This is a genomic window from Rhodobacter sp. SGA-6-6, assembly GCF_011043545.1.
In the GTDB taxonomy this organism is placed as follows: domain Bacteria; phylum Pseudomonadota; class Alphaproteobacteria; order Rhodobacterales; family Rhodobacteraceae; genus Pseudogemmobacter.
Genome location: NZ_JAAKGP010000003.1, coordinates 311,820 through 330,755, shown reverse-complemented (window position 1 = coordinate 330,755; position 18,936 = coordinate 311,820). Strand labels below are relative to the sequence as shown.

Annotated in this window: 16 protein-coding genes and 1 tRNA gene; 10 read left to right on the top strand and 7 right to left on the bottom strand. The window is 69.4% G+C overall.

Features of this window, described 5'->3' with window-relative positions:
• Nucleotides 1–102 precede the first annotated feature (102 nt).
• The 4 genes from G5B31_RS08050 to G5B31_RS08035 all read left to right on the top strand — a co-directional run bounded on the left by G5B31_RS08050 (nucleotide 103) and on the right by G5B31_RS08035 (nucleotide 3,894).
• A complete protein-coding gene (locus G5B31_RS08050; protein ID WP_165015780.1) occupies nucleotides 103–1,227 on the top strand; it encodes a DNA polymerase III subunit delta' in 1,125 nt (374 codons plus the stop codon).
• Nucleotides 1,228–1,240: 13 nt separating this feature from the next.
• Entirely contained in the window at nucleotides 1,241–2,071 is an 831-nt protein-coding gene (locus G5B31_RS08045; protein WP_165015777.1) for a TatD family hydrolase, read from the top strand.
• Nucleotides 2,071–2,874, top strand: coding sequence for an MBL fold metallo-hydrolase (locus tag G5B31_RS08040; protein ID WP_165015774.1), 804 nt, complete (start codon nucleotides 2,071–2,073; stop codon nucleotides 2,872–2,874). The genes G5B31_RS08045 and G5B31_RS08040 overlap by 1 nt, the downstream gene beginning before the upstream one ends.
• An 81-nt stretch (nucleotides 2,875–2,955) precedes the next feature.
• Nucleotides 2,956–3,894 carry an AEC family transporter gene (locus G5B31_RS08035; RefSeq protein WP_165015771.1) on the top strand — a complete coding sequence of 313 codons (939 nt, stop codon included), beginning with the start codon at nucleotides 2,956–2,958 and terminating at the stop codon, nucleotides 3,892–3,894.
• A gap of 39 nt (nucleotides 3,895–3,933) precedes the next feature.
• On the opposite strand, the gene G5B31_RS08030 is transcribed toward G5B31_RS08035, so the two are convergent.
• The 6 genes from G5B31_RS08030 to G5B31_RS08005 form a co-directional block, all read right to left on the bottom strand.
• Entirely contained in the window at nucleotides 3,934–4,866 is a 933-nt protein-coding gene (locus tag G5B31_RS08030) for an ABC transporter permease (RefSeq protein WP_165015768.1), read from the bottom strand.
• A 13-nt stretch (nucleotides 4,867–4,879) separates the two neighbouring features.
• Nucleotides 4,880–6,127, bottom strand: coding sequence for an ABC transporter permease (locus tag G5B31_RS08025; RefSeq protein ID WP_165015765.1), 1,248 nt, complete (start codon nucleotides 6,125–6,127; stop codon nucleotides 4,880–4,882).
• 60 nt (nucleotides 6,128–6,187) lie between these two features.
• Complete coding sequence (locus G5B31_RS08020; RefSeq protein ID WP_165015762.1) at nucleotides 6,188–7,267, bottom strand: ABC transporter substrate-binding protein; 1,080 nt, start codon at nucleotides 7,265–7,267, stop codon at nucleotides 6,188–6,190.
• A 73-nt stretch (nucleotides 7,268–7,340) separates the two neighbouring features.
• Nucleotides 7,341–8,444, bottom strand: a complete 1,104-nt coding sequence (locus G5B31_RS08015; protein WP_165015759.1) for an ABC transporter ATP-binding protein — start codon at nucleotides 8,442–8,444, stop codon at nucleotides 7,341–7,343.
• 256 nt (nucleotides 8,445–8,700) lie between these two features.
• Nucleotides 8,701–8,787: transfer RNA gene (locus tag G5B31_RS08010), tRNA-Leu, on the bottom strand.
• Between the two features lie 110 nt (nucleotides 8,788–8,897).
• Nucleotides 8,898–10,571: a peptidoglycan-binding domain-containing protein gene (locus G5B31_RS08005; protein ID WP_165015756.1), complete on the bottom strand. Its 1,674-nt coding sequence runs from the start codon at nucleotides 10,569–10,571 to the stop codon at nucleotides 8,898–8,900.
• A gap of 198 nt (nucleotides 10,572–10,769) precedes the next feature.
• Here G5B31_RS08005 and lipB point away from each other — a divergent pair, with 198 nt between their 5' ends.
• The 4 genes from lipB to G5B31_RS07985 all read left to right on the top strand — a co-directional run bounded on the left by lipB (nucleotide 10,770) and on the right by G5B31_RS07985 (nucleotide 14,975).
• Nucleotides 10,770–11,453 (top strand): lipoyl(octanoyl) transferase LipB, encoded by a 684-nt coding sequence (lipB, locus tag G5B31_RS08000; RefSeq protein WP_205911860.1) that lies wholly within the window; start codon nucleotides 10,770–10,772, stop codon nucleotides 11,451–11,453.
• 179 nt (nucleotides 11,454–11,632) lie between these two features.
• Nucleotides 11,633–12,046 (top strand): cytochrome c family protein, encoded by a 414-nt coding sequence (locus G5B31_RS07995; protein ID WP_165015750.1) that lies wholly within the window; start codon nucleotides 11,633–11,635, stop codon nucleotides 12,044–12,046.
• Between the two features lie 250 nt (nucleotides 12,047–12,296).
• Nucleotides 12,297–13,988: a cytochrome c oxidase subunit 1 gene (locus G5B31_RS07990; RefSeq protein ID WP_165015747.1), complete on the top strand. Its 1,692-nt coding sequence runs from the start codon at nucleotides 12,297–12,299 to the stop codon at nucleotides 13,986–13,988.
• 501 nt (nucleotides 13,989–14,489) lie between these two features.
• Complete coding sequence (locus G5B31_RS07985; protein ID WP_165015744.1) at nucleotides 14,490–14,975, top strand: DUF2244 domain-containing protein; 486 nt, start codon at nucleotides 14,490–14,492, stop codon at nucleotides 14,973–14,975.
• Nucleotides 14,976–15,009: 34 nt separating this feature from the next.
• On the opposite strand, the gene G5B31_RS07980 is transcribed toward G5B31_RS07985, so the two are convergent.
• Complete coding sequence (locus tag G5B31_RS07980; protein WP_165015741.1) at nucleotides 15,010–15,468, bottom strand: GatB/YqeY domain-containing protein; 459 nt, start codon at nucleotides 15,466–15,468, stop codon at nucleotides 15,010–15,012.
• Nucleotides 15,469–15,648: 180 nt separating this feature from the next.
• Here G5B31_RS07980 and carA point away from each other — a divergent pair, with 180 nt between their 5' ends.
• Nucleotides 15,649–16,803, top strand: a complete 1,155-nt coding sequence (gene carA / locus G5B31_RS07975) for a glutamine-hydrolyzing carbamoyl-phosphate synthase small subunit (protein ID WP_165015738.1) — start codon at nucleotides 15,649–15,651, stop codon at nucleotides 16,801–16,803.
• Between the two features lie 63 nt (nucleotides 16,804–16,866).
• Complete coding sequence (locus tag G5B31_RS07970) at nucleotides 16,867–18,729, top strand: glycosyltransferase (protein ID WP_165015735.1); 1,863 nt, start codon at nucleotides 16,867–16,869, stop codon at nucleotides 18,727–18,729.
• The last annotated feature ends 207 nt before the right edge of the window (nucleotides 18,730–18,936 follow it).

The window sequence follows — 18,936 nt, the reverse complement described above, 5'->3', positions numbered from 1 at the left end:
GGGGTGAACCCCGCCCTACATCCGTGGAGGCCGCGGCGGGAGGAAGGCCGGCATCGCCAGGCCCCCCTTCCCCCCATCCGCCCGCTGGTGCAATGTCCCGCCATGGCCGATCCCGCTTCGCTTCCCGAACCCGACCGCATCGAGGGCGCCCCCCATCCGCGCGAGACCCGCGCGATCTTCGGCCATGCCGCGGCGCAGGCGGGCTTCCTCGACGCCTACCGCTCCGGCCGGCTGCACCATGCCTGGCTGATCGCCGGGCCGCGGGGCATCGGCAAGGCCACCCTTGCTTGGCACCTCGCCCGCTTCCTGCTGGCAACCCCGGAAGACGGCGGCATGTTCGCCCCGCCGCCGCCCGAAACGCTCGACATCCCCGACGACCACCCCGTCGCCCGCCGGATGCGGGCGCTGGCGGAGCCGCGGCTCTTCCTCCTCCGCCGCGGGCCGAACGACAAGGGCACGGCGCTGAGCCAGGTCATCGCGGTGGACGAGGTGCGCAAGCTGAAGTCCTTCTTCACCCTCTCCGCCGCCGACGGCGGCCGCCGCGCCGCCATCGTCGATGCGGCGGACGAGATGAACCCCTCGGCCGCAAATGCGCTGCTGAAGCTCTTGGAGGAGCCGCCGCCCGGCGCATTCTTCTTCCTTGTCGCACACCAGCCCAACCGCCTGCTGCCCACCATCCGCTCCCGCTGCCGCGAGTTGCGCCTGCATCCCCTGCCTCCGCCGGAACTGTCCGACGCGCTGGTGCAGGCCGGCGACGAGATCGCGCCCGAGGACCGCCAGCCGCTGGCCGAACTCGCCGCCGGATCGGTGGGCGAGGCGTTCCGGCTGACCAATGCCGGCGGGCTGGAGACCTATGGCGCGCTGCTGCGCCTGCTGTCCGACCTGCCCCGGCTGGACCGCACCCGCGCCCTGCAACTGGCCGAGACCGCCGCCGGCAAGCAGGGCGCCGACCGTTTCGAGCTGATCGTGACGCTGCTGGAGACCTTCCTGTCCCGCCTCGCCCGCGCCGGTGCCACCGGCCAGGCCCCGCCCGAGGCCGCGGCGGGCGAGGCCGCGCTGATCGCCCGCCTCGCCCCCACGCCCGCCGCCGCGCTGGCCTGGGCCGACCTCGGCCACGACCTTGCCGCCCGGGCGCGGCGCGGCAAGGCGGTCAACCTTGACCCTGCCGCGCTTCTCATGGATATCCTGCTGAAGATCGACGAGACGGCGGGTCGCCTCGCCTCCTGACAGCGAGCCCCCGATGACCGCGCCGCCCGAACTGCCCCCGGACCTGCCCCCGGAATTGGTCGACAGCCACTGTCACCTCGACTTCCCCGATTTCGACGGCGAGCTGGAGCAGATCGTCGCCCGCGCCCGCGCCGCCGGCGTCACCCGCATGGTGCATATCTGCACGAAACCCGACCGCCTGCCCCGCGCCATCGAGATCGCCGAGGGCCATGACGGCATCTTCTTCGCCTACGGCATCCACCCGATGAGCGCGGGCGAAGTGCCGCCCTTGTCGGTGGCCGATCTGGTGGAGGCGGCGAAGCATCCGAAGATGGTGGGGATCGGCGAAAGCGGGCTGGACTTCCACTACACGCCCGACTCCGCCCCCGCCCAGCGGGACTCCCTGCGCATCCATATCCAGGCCGCGCAGGAAACCGGGCTGCCGCTGATCATCCACGCCCGCGCGGCGGACGAGGAGATGGAGGCGATCCTTTCCGAAGGCATGGCCCGCGCCCCCTATCCTTGCGTGATGCACTGCTTCTCCTCCGGCCCGCGGCTGGCGGAGGCGGCGCTGGAGATGGGCTTCTACCTGTCGATGTCCGGCATCGCCGCCTTCCCGAAAAGCGGCGACCTGCGGGACATCTTCGCGCGCGCGCCGCTGGACCGCATCCTGGTGGAAACCGACAGCCCCTATCTTGCCCCCCCGCCCCACCGCGGCCACCGCAACGAGCCCGCCTATACCGCCTTCACCGCGAAGGTCGGCGCACAGGTCTTCGGCGTGACCGAGGCCGAATTCGCCGCCGCCACCAGCGCCAACTTCGACCGGCTGTTCGCCAGGGCGGCCGCCTTCCCGCGGGCCGCCTGATGGCCACGCTGCGCTTCACCATCCTCGGCTGCGGCTCCTCGGGCGGCGTCCCGCGGATCGGCGGCGACTGGGGCGACTGCGATCCCGCGAACCCGAAGAACCGCCGCCGCCGCTGCTCGCTCTTGGTGGAGCGCATCGCGGCCGAGGGCACCACCACCGTGCTGATCGACACCTCGCCCGACATGCGCGACCAGCTGCTGGACGCCGGGGTGCAGGGGATGGACGGCGTGGTCTACACCCATTCCCATGCCGACCACATGAACGGCATCGACGACCTGCGCCAACTGACCTACCGCCAGCGCCGCCGCATCCCGGTCTGGGCCGACGGCCCGACGCAGGAGGCGCTGCTCGGCCGCTTCGGCTATGCCTTCGTGCAGCCGCCGGGCAGCCCCTATCCGCCGATCCTCGACCTCAACACCATCGACGGCCCCTTCGCCGTCGCCGGCCCGGGCGGCGAAATCGCCTTCACCCCGTTCCGCGCCGACCACGGCTCCACCGATGCGCTCGGCTTCCGCATCGGCCCCTTGGCCTACCTGCCCGACGCGGTGGAGATCCCCGAGGAAAGCTGGCCCATCCTCCAGGGCCTCGACTGCTGGATCGTCGACGCGCTGCGGCGGAAGCCGCACCCGACCCATGCCCATCTGTCCCTGACGCTGGACTGGATCGCCCGGGCGAGGCCGCACCGCGCGGTGATCACCGACATGCACATCGACCTCGACCACGACACGCTCTGCGCCGAATTGCCGCCCCATATCCGCCCCGCCTTCGACGGCATGGTGATCGCCTACGACAACCTGCCCTGATCCCCTTCATCTTGGCCCAAATACTCCACGGGGGTCCGGGGGTGTGAAACCCCCGGCTCCGCCGCCAGCCGGAAGCGCCCGATGTCCGCCCTGATCGAAGTCATCCTTCCCGTCTTCCTGCTGATCGGCTTCGGCTATGCCGCCGCCCGCGCCGGGCTGTTCGCGGATGCGGCGGTGGACGGGCTGATGCGCTTCGCCCAGACCTTCGCGCTGCCCTGCCTGCTGTTCCGCTCCATCGCGCGGCTGGACCTGTCGGCAGCCTACGACCTGCGGCTGCTGACCAGCTTCTACCTCGGCGCCTTGGCCGCCGGCGCGCTCGGCTTTCTCGGCGCGATGCGGCTGTTCCGCCGGCCGCTGCCCGACGCCATCGCCATCGGCTTCGCCTGCAGTTTCTCGAACTCGCTGCTCTTGGGCGTGCCGATCACCGAGCGCGCCTACGGGCCGGAGGCGCTGGCCGGCAACTACGCCATCATCTCGATCCACGCGCCGCTGCTTTATGCCCTCGGCATCGGGCTGATGGAATGGGGGCGCAGCCGCGGGCACGGGCTGGCGCTGCCGCGGCTGGCGGGCAAGATCGCCCGGGCGGTGCTGCTGCAGCCCCTGGTGATCGGCATCCTCGCCGGCTTCGTGGTCAACCTCATGGGCAATCCGCTGCCGGTGCCGGTCTGGGACGCGGTGGAGATGATGGTGCAAGCCTCGCTGCCCGCAGCGCTGTTCGGCCTCGGCGGCGTGCTGCTGCGCTACCGGCCCGAGGGCGACAAGGCGACCATCGCCATGATCTGCGTCGCCTCGCTGCTGGTGCATCCGGCGGTGACCTGGGGGCTGGGGCGGCTGGTCTTCGGGCTGGACCAGGCCGGGCTGCGCTCGGCGGTGATGACCGGGGCGATGGCGCCGGGGGTCAACGCCTATCTCTTCGCCCATATGTATGGGGTGGCGAAGCGGGTGAATGCCTCGGCGGTGCTGTTCGCCACCGCGGCCTCGATCGGGACGACCTGGGCCTGGCTGCACATCCTGCCGTAGCGGCCCGCCGCGACGACAAGCCGAAGGCGCGGGAGGAGCTTACCGCCCCGTCACGCCCCTCAGCCGGTCCGACCGCCGCCGCAGCAGCTCGACCGAGGCCAGCAGCGCGATGGAGATCACCACCAGGATCGTCGCCACCGCCAGGATCGCCGGGCTGATCTGCTCGCGGATGCCGTTCCACATCTGCCGCGGGATGGTCTGCTGGTCCGGCGCGGCGATGAACAGCACCGCCACCACCTCGTCGAAGGAGGTGACGAAGGCGAAGAGCGCGCCCGAGATGATGCCGGGCAGGATCAGCGGCATCACCACCTTGAAGAAGGTGGTGCGCGGATTGGCCCCCAGGCTGGCGGCGGCGCGGATCAGCGACTGGTCGAAGCCCGACAGCGTGGCCGTCACCGTGATGATGACGAAGGGAATCCCCAGCGTGGCATGGGCCAGCACGATGCCGGTATAGGTCGAGGTCAGCTTGCCGCAGCTGGTGGCGAGGATGCTGCAGGGGTTGGAGTAGAAGAAGAACAGCCCGGTGGCGATGATGATGATCGGCACGATCATCGGCGAGATCAGCACCGCCATGATCACCCGCCGGTAGGGCATCTCGGGCCGCGACAGGCCGAGCGCGGCCAGCGTCCCCAGCACGGTGGCGAGGATGGTCGCCCAGAAGCCGACGATCAGCGAGTTCTTCGCCGCCCGGACCCAGGTGGAGTTGCGCCACATGTCGGCCCACCAGCCGGTTTCCGCATCCGGCGCCTGCATCCCGACCGAGACCAGCGCATCATACCAGCGCAGGGAATAGCCTTCGGGGTCGAAGGTCAGCATCTTCTCGGTGAAGGTGAAATAGGGCTCGGCGTTGAACGAGAGCGGGATGATCACCAGGATCGGCGCGATCAGGAACAGGAAGATCAGGCCGCAGATCAGCAGGTAGGCATAGTGCCAGGCGCGCTCCAGCGGGTCGGCATAGGTCGGAAGGGCCATGGTCTTCTCCTCCTCAGCCGAGCTTCAGCTTGTCGATGCCGACCAGCCGGTCGTAAAGCCAGTAGAGCAGCAGCACCCCCACCAGCAGCAGCGCCGACAGCGCCGCGGCCAGCGACCAGTTCGACTTGTCCATGTGGAAGTCGATCAGGTTCGAGATCAGCTGCCCGTCCGCGCCGCCGACCAGCGCGGGGGTGATGTAGTAGCCGACCGCCAGGATGAAGACCAGCAGCGCCCCGGCGCCGATCCCCGGCAGGGTCTGCGGCAGGTAGATGCGGCGGAAGGTGGTCCATGAGGTGGCCCCCAGCGAGCGGGCGGCGCGGGCATAGCTGGGCGGGATCACCCGCATCACCGAATAGAGCGGCAGCACCATGAAGGGCAGCAGGATATGCGTCATCACGATGATGGTGCCGGTCTGGTTGTAGATCAGGTTCAGCCGGTTGCCGTCGCCGACCAGGCCGAGGGCGACGAAGGTCTCGTTCACCACGCCCTTCTGCTGCAAAAGCACGATCCAGCTGGTCGTCCGCACGAGGAGCGAGGTCCAGAACGGCAGCAGCACCAGGATCATCAGCAGGTTGGCCTTGGCCATCGGCAGCGTCGCCAGCAGATGCGCGATGGGGAACGCGAGCAGTAGGCAGATCACCGTGATCAGCGCGGACAGGATGAAGGTCTTGATGAACAGCTTGACGTAGATCCGCTGCTTGTCCGGCACCTTCTGCACCGTGCCGTCGGCGGCGCGCTCGAAATCCGCCGCGATCAGGTAGAAGTCCGAGGTATAGGCGGTGGAAGAGGAACGCATCGCCTGCCAGACCGCCGGATCGGCCCATTTCTTGTCGATGGCGAGGAAGGCCTCCTTGTAGGGCGGCGCCAGGTCGCCCGCGTTGCGCGCGGTCTTGGTGATCAGCGAGCGGGTTTCCGGCAGGGTGTAGTTGACCCGCGTCGCGGCCTCGCCCGCGGTCTTGGCGGCCTGCATGGCGCGGAAATCCTCGGCCAGGGCGGCATAGGCGGCCTCGTCCGGCTCGGTCCCCACCGGGTTCCCGGCGAACCAGGCGGCGACGTTGGGCGCATTGCGCGAGAAATAGGGGTTGTAGAACGACTGGTGCAGCATCTGGCCGATCGGGATCACGAAGGTGATCATCACGAAGATGAGTAACGGCAGCACCAGGAACAGCGCCCGGCGCCGCGCCCGCGCCCCGGCCGCCGCGAGCGCGGCCTTCAGCGGCCGTCCGTCGGTGGTGGTCAGGGGGGCGGTGGCGTCGGTCATCGCTTGCATCGTCCTGAAGGAAAGGGGCGGCGCAGGGGTCCCCCGCGCCGCCGGTCGGCATCAGTTGGCGGCGAGCCAGGCGTTGTAGCGCTCACCCAGTTCGGTGTCGCGGTCGGCCCAGAAGTCCAGCGACGAGGCCAGCGCGTTGGTCAGGTTCTCGGTCGCGGTCGGCAGGTTCGGCGACATCGGCTGGTCGGTGCCCTGGATGTTGCCGACGAGGCTGGCCGAGGACTTGCGCGGCGGGCCGTAGCTGATGAACTCGGCGGCCTTGGCGGCGGGCTCGGAGGAGGTGGCGAACTTCACGAACTCCAGCGCGGCGGCCTCGTTCGGGGCGCCTTTCGGGATCGACATGCCTTCCCATTCGTAGACCTGGCCGTCCCAGACGATGTCGAAGGGCTTGCCCTCCTGCTGGGCGGCGTTGAAGATCCGGCCGTTGTAGGCCATGGTCATCACCACCTCGCCATCGGCCAGCAGCTGCGGCGGCTGCGCGCCGGCCTCCCAGAACACCGCGTCCGCCTTGATCGTGTCCAGCTTGGCAAAGGCGCGGTCCAGCCCCTCGGGGGTTTCCAGCATGGCATAGACCTCGCCCGCCGGCACGCCATCGGCCATCAGCGCCATTTCCAGCGTGACCTTGGGCGACTTGCGGATGCCGCGCTTGCCGGGGAACTTCTCGGTGTCGAAGAAGTCGGCAATGGTCTTCGGCCCCTCGCCCTCGGCATATTTCGAGGCGTCGTAGGCGATGATGGTCGAGAAGATGTCGGTCGGCACCATGCATTCGGTCAGCGTGCCGGGCAGGAAGTCGTCGGCGGCGGCGGTGCCGTCCACGCCCGCGGGCAGCGAGGCCGGGTCGATCGGGATGATCACGCCCTCGTCGCACAGGCGCACAGCATCGGCGATTTCCAGGATCGCCACGTCGACGGTGACGTTGTTGGCCTCGACCTGCGCCTTGATCGGCGTCGCCGGGTTGTCGCTGTCGACCGAGACCACGGTGGTGCCGGTCGCCGCGGTGAAAGGCTTGTGATAGGCCTCGATCTGGCTGGCCGTATAGGCGCCGCCCCAGCCCATCACGGTGATCTCGTCGGCCGTGGCGGGCAGGGCAAGCGCCCCGAAGGCGGTGGTCAGGATCAGCAGTCTTTTCATCTGGTCGCTCCCGTGTTGATGGTTCAGTCCCGGGCTTTTTCGCCGGCCCGGTTGTCGTGGCCGCGCGGGGACGTCAGATCACGTCCAGCGCGCGGGCGTCCTGCGGATGCCAGCCGACCTTGATCCGGTCGCCGGCGGAAAGTCTGGTCTGGCCCAGGGTGTTGCGCATCTTCATCACGAAGCCGTCGCTGCCCGCCACCCGCAGCACGGCGCGCAGGATGTCGCCCATGTAGATGACCTCGATCACCTCGGCGTCCAGCGTATGCGCGCCCTCGGGCATCATGCCGGGCTTGAACTCCACCCGCTCCGGCCGGATCGAGACCAGGGTCTGCTGGCCCTTCTCGCGGATGTTGACCGGGGTGGCGTCGATCACCTCTCCGGTCGCCAGCCGCACCAGGGCCTTGTCGCCCGACAGCTCCTCGATCGTGCCGGGCAGCTTGTTGTTCTCGCCGATGAAGCCGGCGACGAAGCTGTTCTCGGGGCGCTCGTAAAGGTCGGCAGGCGAGGCCAGCTGCTGGATGCGGCCATCGTTGAAGACGGCGATCCGGTCGGACATCGTCAGCGCCTCGCCCTGGTCGTGGGTGACGTAGACCACGGTGATGCCAAGGCTTTCGTGCAGGTGCTTGATCTCGAACTGCATGTGCTCGCGCAGCTGCTTGTCCAGCGCGCCCAAGGGTTCGTCCATCAGCACCAGCGCCGGATCGAACACCAGCGCCCGGGCCAAGGCGATGCGCTGCTGCTGGCCGCCCGAGAGCTGCGCCGGCCGGCGCGCGGCGAAGGCGCCCATCTGCACCATGTCCAGCGCCCGCTTGATCCGGGTTTCGCGCTCGTCCTTGCCCATGCCGCGGACTTCCAGCGGGAAGGACAGGTTCTCGCCGACGGTCATGTGCGGGAACAGCGCGTAGTTCTGGAACACCATGCCGATGCCGCGCTTGTGCGGCGGCACCATGTTGATGTTGCGGCCGTCCAGCAGGATCTCGCCATGGGTGGCGGTCTCGAACCCCGCCAGCATCATCAGGCAGGTGGTCTTGCCGGAGCCGGAGGGGCCCAGCATGGTCAGGAACTCGCCCTTGGCAATGTCCAGGTTAAGGTCCTTCACGACGAGCGAGACGCCGTCATAGCTTTTCTGGACATGCTTGAATGCGACGTATGCGTCACCCTGGGGTGCTGCGGCCAAGCTTGGTCTCCCTGTCGTCCCGGCCGTTGTTCCGGCCTTGTCGGAGTGCGACGTAAGCAAATGCCGCGGCGTAATGCAACGCAGAATCAGGGCCGCGGAAGCCGCCGGTGCAAATGCGGGAAAACCGTGCAGCCGGACCGGACTGCGGCGGAAATATGACCTGTCGCGGAAGGGTCGGCAGGGCGCGGCGGGCGGCCCGGCGAATCGCGGCCCGGGGGAAAGCAAACGGCCCGGGAGCAGGACTGCCCCGGGCCGGTGGTGCGGATGAAAAGACTCGAACTTTCACTCCGGTTAAGGAACAGCGACCTCAACGCTGCGCGTCTACCAATTCCGCCACATCCGCACGGCACCGGCTTCCGGGTGGCCGCTGTCTAGCCGCAGTCGGGCCGGATTGGAAGGGACAATTTGGCGGGCAAAGGGGGCCGGACGATGCCCTGCCCCCTTCCCGCATGGTCAGTGCGCCGCCATCGCCATGAAGGGCGCGGTCAGCGCGGCGCGGGCAAACTCCGCTCCCGTCCGCAGCGCATCGGCGCCGGGGCCCTCGACCCGCATCGCCACCGGCTCGCCCGGGGCCGCAGGCAGCGGCGCGGGCTCGGCCTCCGGTTCCGCCGCGGGGGCCACCACGAAGCTGGGCAGCGCCGGTTCGGTCGCCGGGCCATGGCCGTTCAGCGCATAGGCCGCGTCCAGCAGCATGTCGGTGCGGCCGGCATCGCCCGCGGCGAAGACCGGATCGCCCGCGCCGGCGGCCAGCTCATACCAGCCCTCGGCCAGATCGGGACGCGCCTCCGCCCCCTGCCCGCGGGCCAGATGGAAGCCCAGAAGCTCGGCATAGCCCGCCTCGCCCATCGCGGTCAGCAGCAGCGCCGAGCCGATGGCGACCGAGGCATTGTCGGCCTTGTAGCCGACGCCGAGGCAAACCTGCGCCGTGCCCGTCAGCTGCTCGGGCGACATGCCGGAGGCCAGCGCGAAGCCCTCGACCCCCTCCAGCACCTCTTCCGCCGGCCTGGTCGACAGGGCGGCGACGTGCTCCTTCAGCACCGGAGCCAGCGCGTCGCATTGCTGGGCGATCTGCTCGGGCGTGAAGCCCTGCACCTGCGCGGCCAGATGGTCGCCGGCGGCGACGGCCTCGGCCCGGGCCAGGCAGAACTGTTCGTCCAGCGCGAGCCCGGCATTCTCGACCGTCACTTCCGACACCGGCGCGCCGTTGACCGCGGTCTGCATCGCCACCGCATTGCAGGCGGCGGTCAGCGTGTCCTTGCCGCCGGCGCCGAGGAAGGTGGGCAGGCCGGGGCCGGTGGCCTCGGCCGTCGCGGTCTCCTCGGGTTCTGCGGGCTCGACGGCGGCCTCTTCCACCACCGGCGCCGAGGGCTCCGGCTCCGGCGCGGCGGCCACGGGGGCGGCGGGCAGCGGGATCGGCGCGGGCTTGCCGGCCTCGGGCGCGACCACCGGGGCGGTGACCGGCGTCACCACCGGGGCCACGGGCAGCACGGGGTCGACCGCAGCCGGGGCCGAGGGCGCGATCGGCGCGGCGGGGCCGGCGACGGTGCCCTCCTCGGGCAGCAGCGAGGGGATCGCGGCGGCGGCGGCCGCGGCCACCTCGCCCGGCTTCACCGCCGGCTCCGCGACGATGGCGCCGGCGGTCCCCCCGGTCGCGCCGCCCGCGGCGGCCATGGTGCCGCCCGGCGCCATCTCCTGCGCCTGGGCGATCAGCACGCCGCGCAGGCCGTAGACCGAGCCGGAGACGATTTCCGAGATCGCCGAGCCGCCCGCCTCGGCGCGGTGGAAGGCGGTGACCAGAACGCTGCGCTCATGCTCGGTCAGCTCGCCGGTGACGGGGAAACCCATGAAGGCCTGGTATTCCTTGACCGCCGCCTTCGACTTCGGGCCGAGCGCGCCGTCCGCGGTGCCGACCGTCCAGCCGAAATGGTTCAGCGCCTGCTGCACCTCGACATTCGCGGCCTTCTGCTCGGCCGAGATCGCGGGGGCCTTGGCCTTCGACTTCGAGGATTTCGACTTGGCCTTGGATTTCTTCTTGCCCTTCTCGCTGGCGACGGCGCCGCCGATGATGGCGCCGACGATCAGCCCGGCCACCACGTCGCCGCTGTCGGCGCGGGCGGGCTGGGGCATCGGCGAAAGCGGGGAAATGGACAGGGCGACAATGGCTGCGCCGCTTGCAAGATACTTGATCTTCATTGCATCACTCCGAAATCCGGGGGAGAGGTCTGGAAACTGCGGCCATGTTAGCATGGATGCGAAGGACCGGAAGACCGGAAATCCCGATGCGGGGTGACAAGCGCCGTCATCCCGCCTGCCCCGAAGGACGCCCTGCGAATGGTGGAATGGACCCATATCCCCGGCCTCGCGCCCTATCAGGAGACGCTGGCCGCGATGGAGGCCCGCGCCGAGGCCATCGCCCGCGGCGAGGCCGATGAGGCGATCTGGCTCCTGGAGCATCCGCCGCTCTACACCGCCGGCACCTCGGCCCGGGCCGAGGATCTGGTGCAGCCCGGCCGCTTTCCGGTCCATCCGGTGGGGCGCGGCGGGCAATACACCTATCACGGGCCGGGCCAGCGGGTGATCTATACGATGCTGGACGTGAAGGCGCGCGGGGCGGACGTGCGCTGCTTCGTCCGGGCGCTGGAGAATTGGGTGATCGCCACCCTGGCCGAGTTCAACGTGAAGGGCGAGGTGCGTCCGGGCCGCGTCGGCGTCTGGGTGGTGCGGCCGGATCGCCCGCCGGGGCCGGACGGCAGCCCGGCCGAGGACAAGATCGCCGCCATCGGCATCAAGCTGCGCCGGTGGATCAGCTTCCACGGCATCTCGATCAACGTCGAGCCGGACCTGTCGCATTTCGCCGGCATCGTTCCCTGCGGCATCCGCGACCATGGCGTGACCAGCCTCGTCGACCTGGGCCTGCCGGTGACGATGGCCGACCTCGACGCCGCGCTGATGCGGACCTTCGAGCCGAGCTTCGCCGAGGGACCCGCCTGCCGGAGGGAACAGGCGTAGCGCCGCCCCATGCTCCGCTTTCTTCGGGCGGGACAGTTTCTTCGGGCGAGACCGGGCGCGGCCCCTCGCCCCCTGCGGCCCCCTCTGCGACCGTGGTTGCTATTGCATATCAGCACCCCCCTCCCCCATGTAGCAGCCGAGGCGCACGACTCGGCGCCCCGTCTATCCATGAGGACATCATGACCAAGCTGACCTTCCTTGCCGCCTTCGCCGCGCTCGCCGCGGCGGGCCCCGCGCTTGCCGGCGATCCGGCCGCGGGCGAGGCGGACTTCAAGAAGTGCAAGGCGTGCCATTCGATCACCGCCCCCGACGGAACCGACATCCAGAAGGGCGGCAAGACCGGGCCGAACCTCTACGGGATCATCGGCCGTCAGGTGGCCTCGGACCCCGATTTCAAATACGGCGACGCGATCAAGGCCGTCGGCGCGACCGGCGCGGTCTGGGACGAAGCCTCGCTGGCCGCCTATGTCGCCGACCCGGGCAGCTGGCTGAAGACCACGCTGGGCGACGACTCGGCCAAGACCAAGATGACCTTCAAGCTGGCCAAGGGCGGCGAGGACATGGCGGCCTACCTGGCCTCGGTCGCGCAGTAACACCCGCTCCGCAAGGCGGCAAAGGGCATCGGGACCGCTCCCGGTGCCCTTTTCCATGGCCGCCCGCCGCCTGCGACATCCTGCCCCGCCCGGCTGCGACGATTCGCCTGCGCCCGGCGATCATTTCTTGATCTGCGTCAAAGTCACCGATTGCGGACGCCCCCCAGCGGGGCTAAACCGATACCCGGACGCAAAATGTCCCCGGGGGCAACCGGCGGGACAGATACGGAATCGAAGCGGGAGTAGCCAAATGGCCGATGCAGCCATCCACGGCCATGACCACGGACAGAAGAACTTCTTCGTCCGCTGGTTCATGTCGACGAACCACAAGGACATCGGGATCCTTTACCTGTTCACCGGGGGCCTTGTCGGGCTGATCTCGGTCATCTTCACCGTCTACATGCGGATGGAGCTGATGCACCCCGGCGTGCAATACATGTGCGAGGAGGGGATGCGCCTCACCGCCGCCGCCTCCATCGCCGAATGCACCCCGAACGGGCATCTGTGGAACGTCACCGTCACCGCGCACGGCATCCTGATGATGTTCTTCGTGGTGATCCCGGCGCTGTTCGGCGGCTTCGGCAACTACTTCATGCCGCTGCAGATCGGCGCGCCGGACATGGCCTTCCCGCGGATGAACAACCTGAGCTACTGGCTCTATGTCGCCGGCACCTCGCTGGCGGTCGCGTCCCTGTTCGCGCCGGGCGGCGGCACCTGGGCCGACGGCTCGGTCGCCGGCGGCTCGGGCGTGGGCTGGGTGCTGTATCCGCCGCTCTCGGTCAAGGAATCCGGCTTCTCGATGGACCTGGCGCTCTTCGCCGTCCACCTGTCCGGCGCCTCGTCGATCCTGGGCGCGATCAACATGATCACCACCTTCCTGAACATGCGCGCGCCGGGGATGACCATCCACAAGGTGCCGCTGTTCGGCTGGTCGATCTTCGTCACCGCCTGGATGATCCTGCTGGCGCTGCCGGTGCTGGCCGGCGCCATCACCATGCTGATCACCGACCGCAGCTTCGGCACCACCTTCTTCGACCCCTCGGGCGGCGGCGACCCGATCCTCTACCAGCACATCCTGTGGTTCTTCGGCCACCCCGAGGTCTACATCATCGTGCTGCCGGCCTTCGGCATCATCAGCCAGGTCATCGCCACCTTCTCCAGGAAGCCGATCTTCGGCTACCTGCCGATGGTCTATGCCATGGTCGGCATCGGGGTGCTGGGCTTCATCGTCTGGGCGCACCACATGTATACGGTCGGCATGTCGCTGACCCAGCAAAGCTATTTCATGATGGCGACCATGGTCATCGCGGTGCCGACCGGCATCAAGGTGTTCAGCTGGATCGCCACGATGTGGGGCGGCTCGATCGAGTTCAAGACGCCGATGCTCTGGGCCTTCGGCTTCCTGTTCCTGTTCACCGTCGGCGGCGTGACCGGCATCGTGGTCAGCCAGGCGCCGCTGGACCGGGTCTACCACGACGGCTACTACGTGGTGGCGCACTTCCACTACGTGATGTCGCTGGGCGCGGTCTTCGGAATCTTCGCCGGGATGTATTTCTGGTTCGGCAAGATGTCGGGCCGGCAATACCCGGAATGGGCGGGCAAGCTGCACTTCTGGATGATGTTCATCGGCTCGAACCTGACCTTCTTCCCGCAGCACTTCCTCGGCCGCCAGGGGATGCCGCGCCGCTACATCGAATATCCCGAGGCCTTCGCCTACTGGAACTGGTGGTCCTCGATGGGCGCCTTCCTGTCCTTCGCCTCGTTCCTGCTGTTCATCGGCATCGTGGTCTACACCCTGCTCTGGGGCCGCCGCGTGACCGAGAACAACTACTGGAACGAATACGCCGACACGCTGGAATGGACCCTGCCCTCGCCGCCGCCGGAGCACACCTTCGAGCAGCTGCCGAAGCGCGAAGACTGGGACAAGGGCCACGCCCACTGAGGCAAGGCCGAACGGAACGGAAAAGGCCCCGGGAAACCGGGGCCTTTTGCTTTTCGGGTCGCTTGTCCCCCACGGTATCTTCGGGCGGGAAAAGGCGAGGCACTGCCTCGCCCCCGCCCGTGCGCGGCGGCTGCACCCGGAGACGGCAGTCACTCTAAACCCCGAGAGGCCAGCGCCCGACCCGGCGGGCGAGAAGCGCCCGCCGAGGGCGGGGCGGGCGCTGGCCGGGCCTTGAGGGCCCGGCCGGTTCAGATGACGTCCGGGGCGCATGGCGAAGGCACCCGCCTTCGCCAAGGCAAGCGCAACTGTCATCCCCGCGCAAGCAGGGACCCAGAAGGCTGCCGTCGGAGACGGGTCCCCGCTTGCGCGGGGATGACAGGGGTAGGAAGGACCATCGGACAGCGCAATCTCGGCAAGGCACGGGACCGGCGCTTCCCCCGCCCTTGCACTCCCCTTCCCCGCCGGGCCATATCGGGACAACCGACCCGCACGTCCAATCCGATGCCCTACCAATGGCTTCCCCCTTCCGGCGACACCCGGCGGCTGCATCTCTGGCCGCACCGCTCGCTCACGCAGCCGGGCTTCGTCTGGTTCGTCGGCACCACCGCCGCGCTGATCGCCGTGCCGCTGCTGGCCGTGCTCGGCAACCCGGTGCTCTGGGGGCTGCTGCCCTTCCTCGTCGCCGCGATCTGGGCGATCTGGTTCGCGCTGAGAAAGAACGGTCGCGACCGCGACATCCTGGAGGAACTGGTGCTCTCCCGGGACAAGATCACCCTCACCCGCCACGGCCCGAAGGGCCAGCGGCAGGACTGGCGGGCCAACCCGCATTGGGTGAGGGTCGAGTCCCACAGGACCGGCGGCCCGGTGCCGCACTACCTGACCCTGAAAGGCGGCCCGCGCGAGGTGGAGATCGGCGCCTTCCTGTCGGAGGAGGAGCGGATCAGCCTGCAAGGAGAACTGACGGAAGCGCTGGCTGCCTTCCGCTGAGACCCGATCTTTCGCCGAAAAATCGCCTCCGGCCTCAGCCGAAGCGCGCCTTGACCAGCGCGCCGACGGCGCCGAAGTCCATCTGGCCGGCGTATTTCGCCTTCAGCACCGCCATCACCTTGCCCACGTCGCGGATCGAGGCCGCGCCGGTTTCGGCCATCGCCGCCTCCACCGCCTCGGCCACTTCGGCCTCGGTCATCTGCCGGGGCAGGTATTCCTGGATCACCCCGATCTCGGCCAGTTCCTTCTCGGCCAGTTCCAGCCGCCCGCCCTCCTCGTAGGCGCGGGCCGATTCCTGGCGCTGCTTGACCATCTTGCCCATGATCGCGGTAATCTCGGCATCCGAGACCATCTCCGGCCCGCCTTCCCCGCGCGAGGCGATGTCGCGGTCCTTGATCGCCGCATTGATCAGCCGCAGCGTCGACAGCCGGTCCGCCGCCTTCGCCTTCATCGCTTCCTTCAGCGCCGCCTGCAGGCGATCACGCAATGACATCTCGGGCTGCTCCCTGGATTGCAGATTGCCCAATATAGCCGAAAGCCCCAAGGCCCGCAACTCCGCCGCGCCGCGGCAAGATATTGATTTCAATATAAAAACCATTTCCCTGCCGGGCTTGACCCCGCTCGCCCCGACCTTTAGGTTCCGGCCAATTCGCCCGCACCGGAGACTCGCCCCATGCCTGCGCCGCAGAATGCTACCGCCTGCCTCGCTCTTGCCGACGGGACGCTGTTCTACGGCCAGGGCTTCGGCGCCACCGGCGAGACGGTGGCCGAGCTGGTCTTCAACACCGCGATGACCGGCTATCAGGAGATCATGACCGATCCCTCCTACGCCGGCCAGGTCGTCACCTTCACCTTCCCGCATATCGGCAACACCGGCGTCACCGCCGAGGACGACGAGACCGGAACCCCGGCCGCCGCCGGCATGGTGGTGAAATGGGACCCGACCGAGCCGTCGAACTGGCGCGCCACCGGCGAACTGCGCGGCTGGCTGGCGAAGATCGGCCGCATCGGCATCGGCGGCATCGACACCCGCCGGCTGACCCGGGCGATCCGCCAGCAGGGCGCGCCGCATGTGGCGCTGGCGCATGACCCCTCGGGCAAGTTCGACATCGAGGCGCTGGTGGCGAAGGCGCGCGGCTGGAAGGGCCTGGTCGGCCTCGACCTCGCCAAGGACGTGACCTGCGCCCAGAGCTATACCTGGAACGAGAAACGCTGGGCCTGGCCCGAGGGCTATGCCCCGCGGACCGCGCCCGGCTTCAAGGTCGTCGCGGTGGACTACGGCGCCAAGCGCAACATCCTGCGCTGCCTCGCCTCCGCCGGCTGCGACGTGACCGTGCTGCCCGCCACCGCCACCGCCGAGGATGTGCTGGCGCTGAACCCCGAGGGCGTGTTCCTGTCGAACGGCCCCGGCGACCCGGCCGCCACCGGCGAATATGCCGTGCCGATGATCAAGGGCGTGCTGGAGCGCGACCTGCCGCTCTTCGGCATCTGCCTCGGCCATCAGATGCTGGCGCTGGCCCTTGGTGCGCAGACCCGCAAGATGAGCCACGGCCACCACGGCGCCAACCATCCGGTGAAGGACCTGACCACCGGCAAGGTCGAGATCACCTCGATGAACCACGGCTTCACTGTCGACGCCGACACCCTGCCGAAGGGCGTCAGCGAAACCCATGTCAGCCTGTTCGACGGCACCAATTGCGGCATCGCGGTCGATGGCAGGCCGGTGTTCTCGGTGCAATACCACCCAGAGGCCAGCCCCGGCCCGCAGGACAGCTATTACCTGTTCGAGCGGTTCTCGGCGGCGATGAAGGCCCGCCGCGCCGCCTGATCGGGGTCGGGTTAACCGTCCGTTAACCCTGCGCACCGATGCTGCCCCGGGAAAGGGGCGGCGATGGCGACGGCGCGACGTCTGGAAAATCCGGCATATACGCCCCGCCCCGCCAGAGGCGAGGACGGGCTTGCCGCCGCGCTGCTGCGCGAAGGACTGGTCCGGCCCGAGGATCTGGTCCAGTCGCTCTCCGCCCTGCCCCGGCGGCGGGGGCGGCTTCTCGACCTGCTGATCGCCCGCGGCCGCGGCAGCGAGGCGGCGCTGCTGCAGGCCGCCGCCCGGCATTTCGGCACCTCCTGCGTCGATCCCGCCGCGCCGCTGCCCGACCCCCGGCTGATCGACGTGATCGGCGCGGCGGAGTGCCTGCGCCTCGGCCTCGTCCCCTGGCGGCGGGCGGGCGGCACGACGGTGGTCGCCACTTCGCGGCCCGAGGATTTCGCCCGCCTGCGTCCCCGGCTGGAGCGCGACCTCGGCCCGGTGCTGATGGCGGTGGCCTCCGCCGCGGGGGTAGAGGCGGCGGTCCACGCCCGCCGCGGCCCGCGCCTCGCGCTGGCCGCCGAGAACCGGGTGGCCGAGGCCGAAAGCGCCCGCGGCTGGGGCCGGCCCGAGGCGCTGGCGGCGCCGGTCTTCGCCGGGCTGCTGGCGCTGACGCTGGCCTGGCTGGCGCCGCTCGGTTTCGCCCGGGCGCTCTTGGGGCTGGCGCTGATCTCGCTGGCGCTGTCGATGGCCCTGAAACTCGCCGCCGGCCTCGCCGCGCTGCGCCCCGCGCCGGAGGAGCCGCCGCCGCTGCCGATGGCCCGGCTGCCGCAGGTCTCGCTGATCGTGGCGCTCTACCGCGAAAGCGACATCGCCCCGCGGCTGATCCGGCGGCTGTCGCGGCTGGACTATCCGCGCGAACTGCTGGACGTGGTGCTGGCGGTGGAGGCCGAGGATCGGACGACGCGCGAGGCGCTGGATGCCGCCGCCCTGCCGCCCTGGATGCGCGTCATCACCGTGCCGCCGGGCCGGGTCAAGACCAAGCCGCGGGCACTGAACCTGGCGCTGGACCATTGCCGCGGCGCCATCATCGGCATCTACGACGCCGAGGACGCGCCCGAGCCGGGGCAGATCCGCAAGGTGGTGCAGCGCTTCCACGCCCGCGGGCCCGAGGTGGCCTGCCTGCAAGGCGTGCTGGACTATTACAACCCGCGCACCAACTGGCTGAGCCGCTGCTTCACCATCGAGTATGCCGGCTGGTTCCGGCTGATGCTGCCCGGCATCGCCCGGCTCGGCCTTGCCGTGCCGCTTGGCGGGACGACGCTGTTCTTCCGCCGCGCGGTGCTGGAGGAACTGGGCGGCTGGGACGCCCACAACGTGACCGAGGATGCCGACCTCGGCATCCGCCTCGCCCGCCACGGCTACCGGACCGAACTGGTGGAGACCGTGACCGGGGAAGAGGCAAACTGCCGGGTGATCCCCTGGATCAAGCAGCGCTCGCGCTGGATCAAGGGCTACATGATGACCTGGGCGGTGCACATGCGCCGGCCGGTGCTGTTGTGGCGGCAACTCGGCCCGCGGCGGTTCCTCGGCTTCCAGGTGATGTTCCTCGGCTCGATCCTGCAATCGCTGCTGGCGCCGCTGCTGTGGAGCTTCTGGGTCCTGCCCCTCGGCCTCTGGCATCCGCTGGCGGCGGCGATGACGCAGGGGGAACTGGCGCTGATGATCGGGCTGTTCCTGCTGTCCGAGGCGGTGAACGTCACCTTGGGCGTGGTGGCGCTGAAGCGCAGCGGCCACCGCATCTCGGCGCTCTGGGTGCCGACCCTGCAGCTCTATTTCCCGCTGGCGGCGCTGGCGGCCTACAAGGGCCTGTGGGAGATGATCGCCCGGCCCTATTACTGGGACAAGACCAACCACGGCCTCTACGACTTGCCCGGCCCGCGGGCGTGATCCGGCGTCGCCGGCGGAGGTTCTTGCGGCTGCCGTCGGACCGGGGGCGCTTCGCCCCCCGGACCCCCAGAGGATATTTAAGTCCAGAAAGAGGAGGGACCTTTGTCCTCTTTCTGGACGAAAATATCCCCGCCGGAGGCACGCCCGAGCCGGTTGCGCGCTTGCGCGCAGAGGCGAGACGAAAGGCTTGCGCCGCAAGGCGCGCAA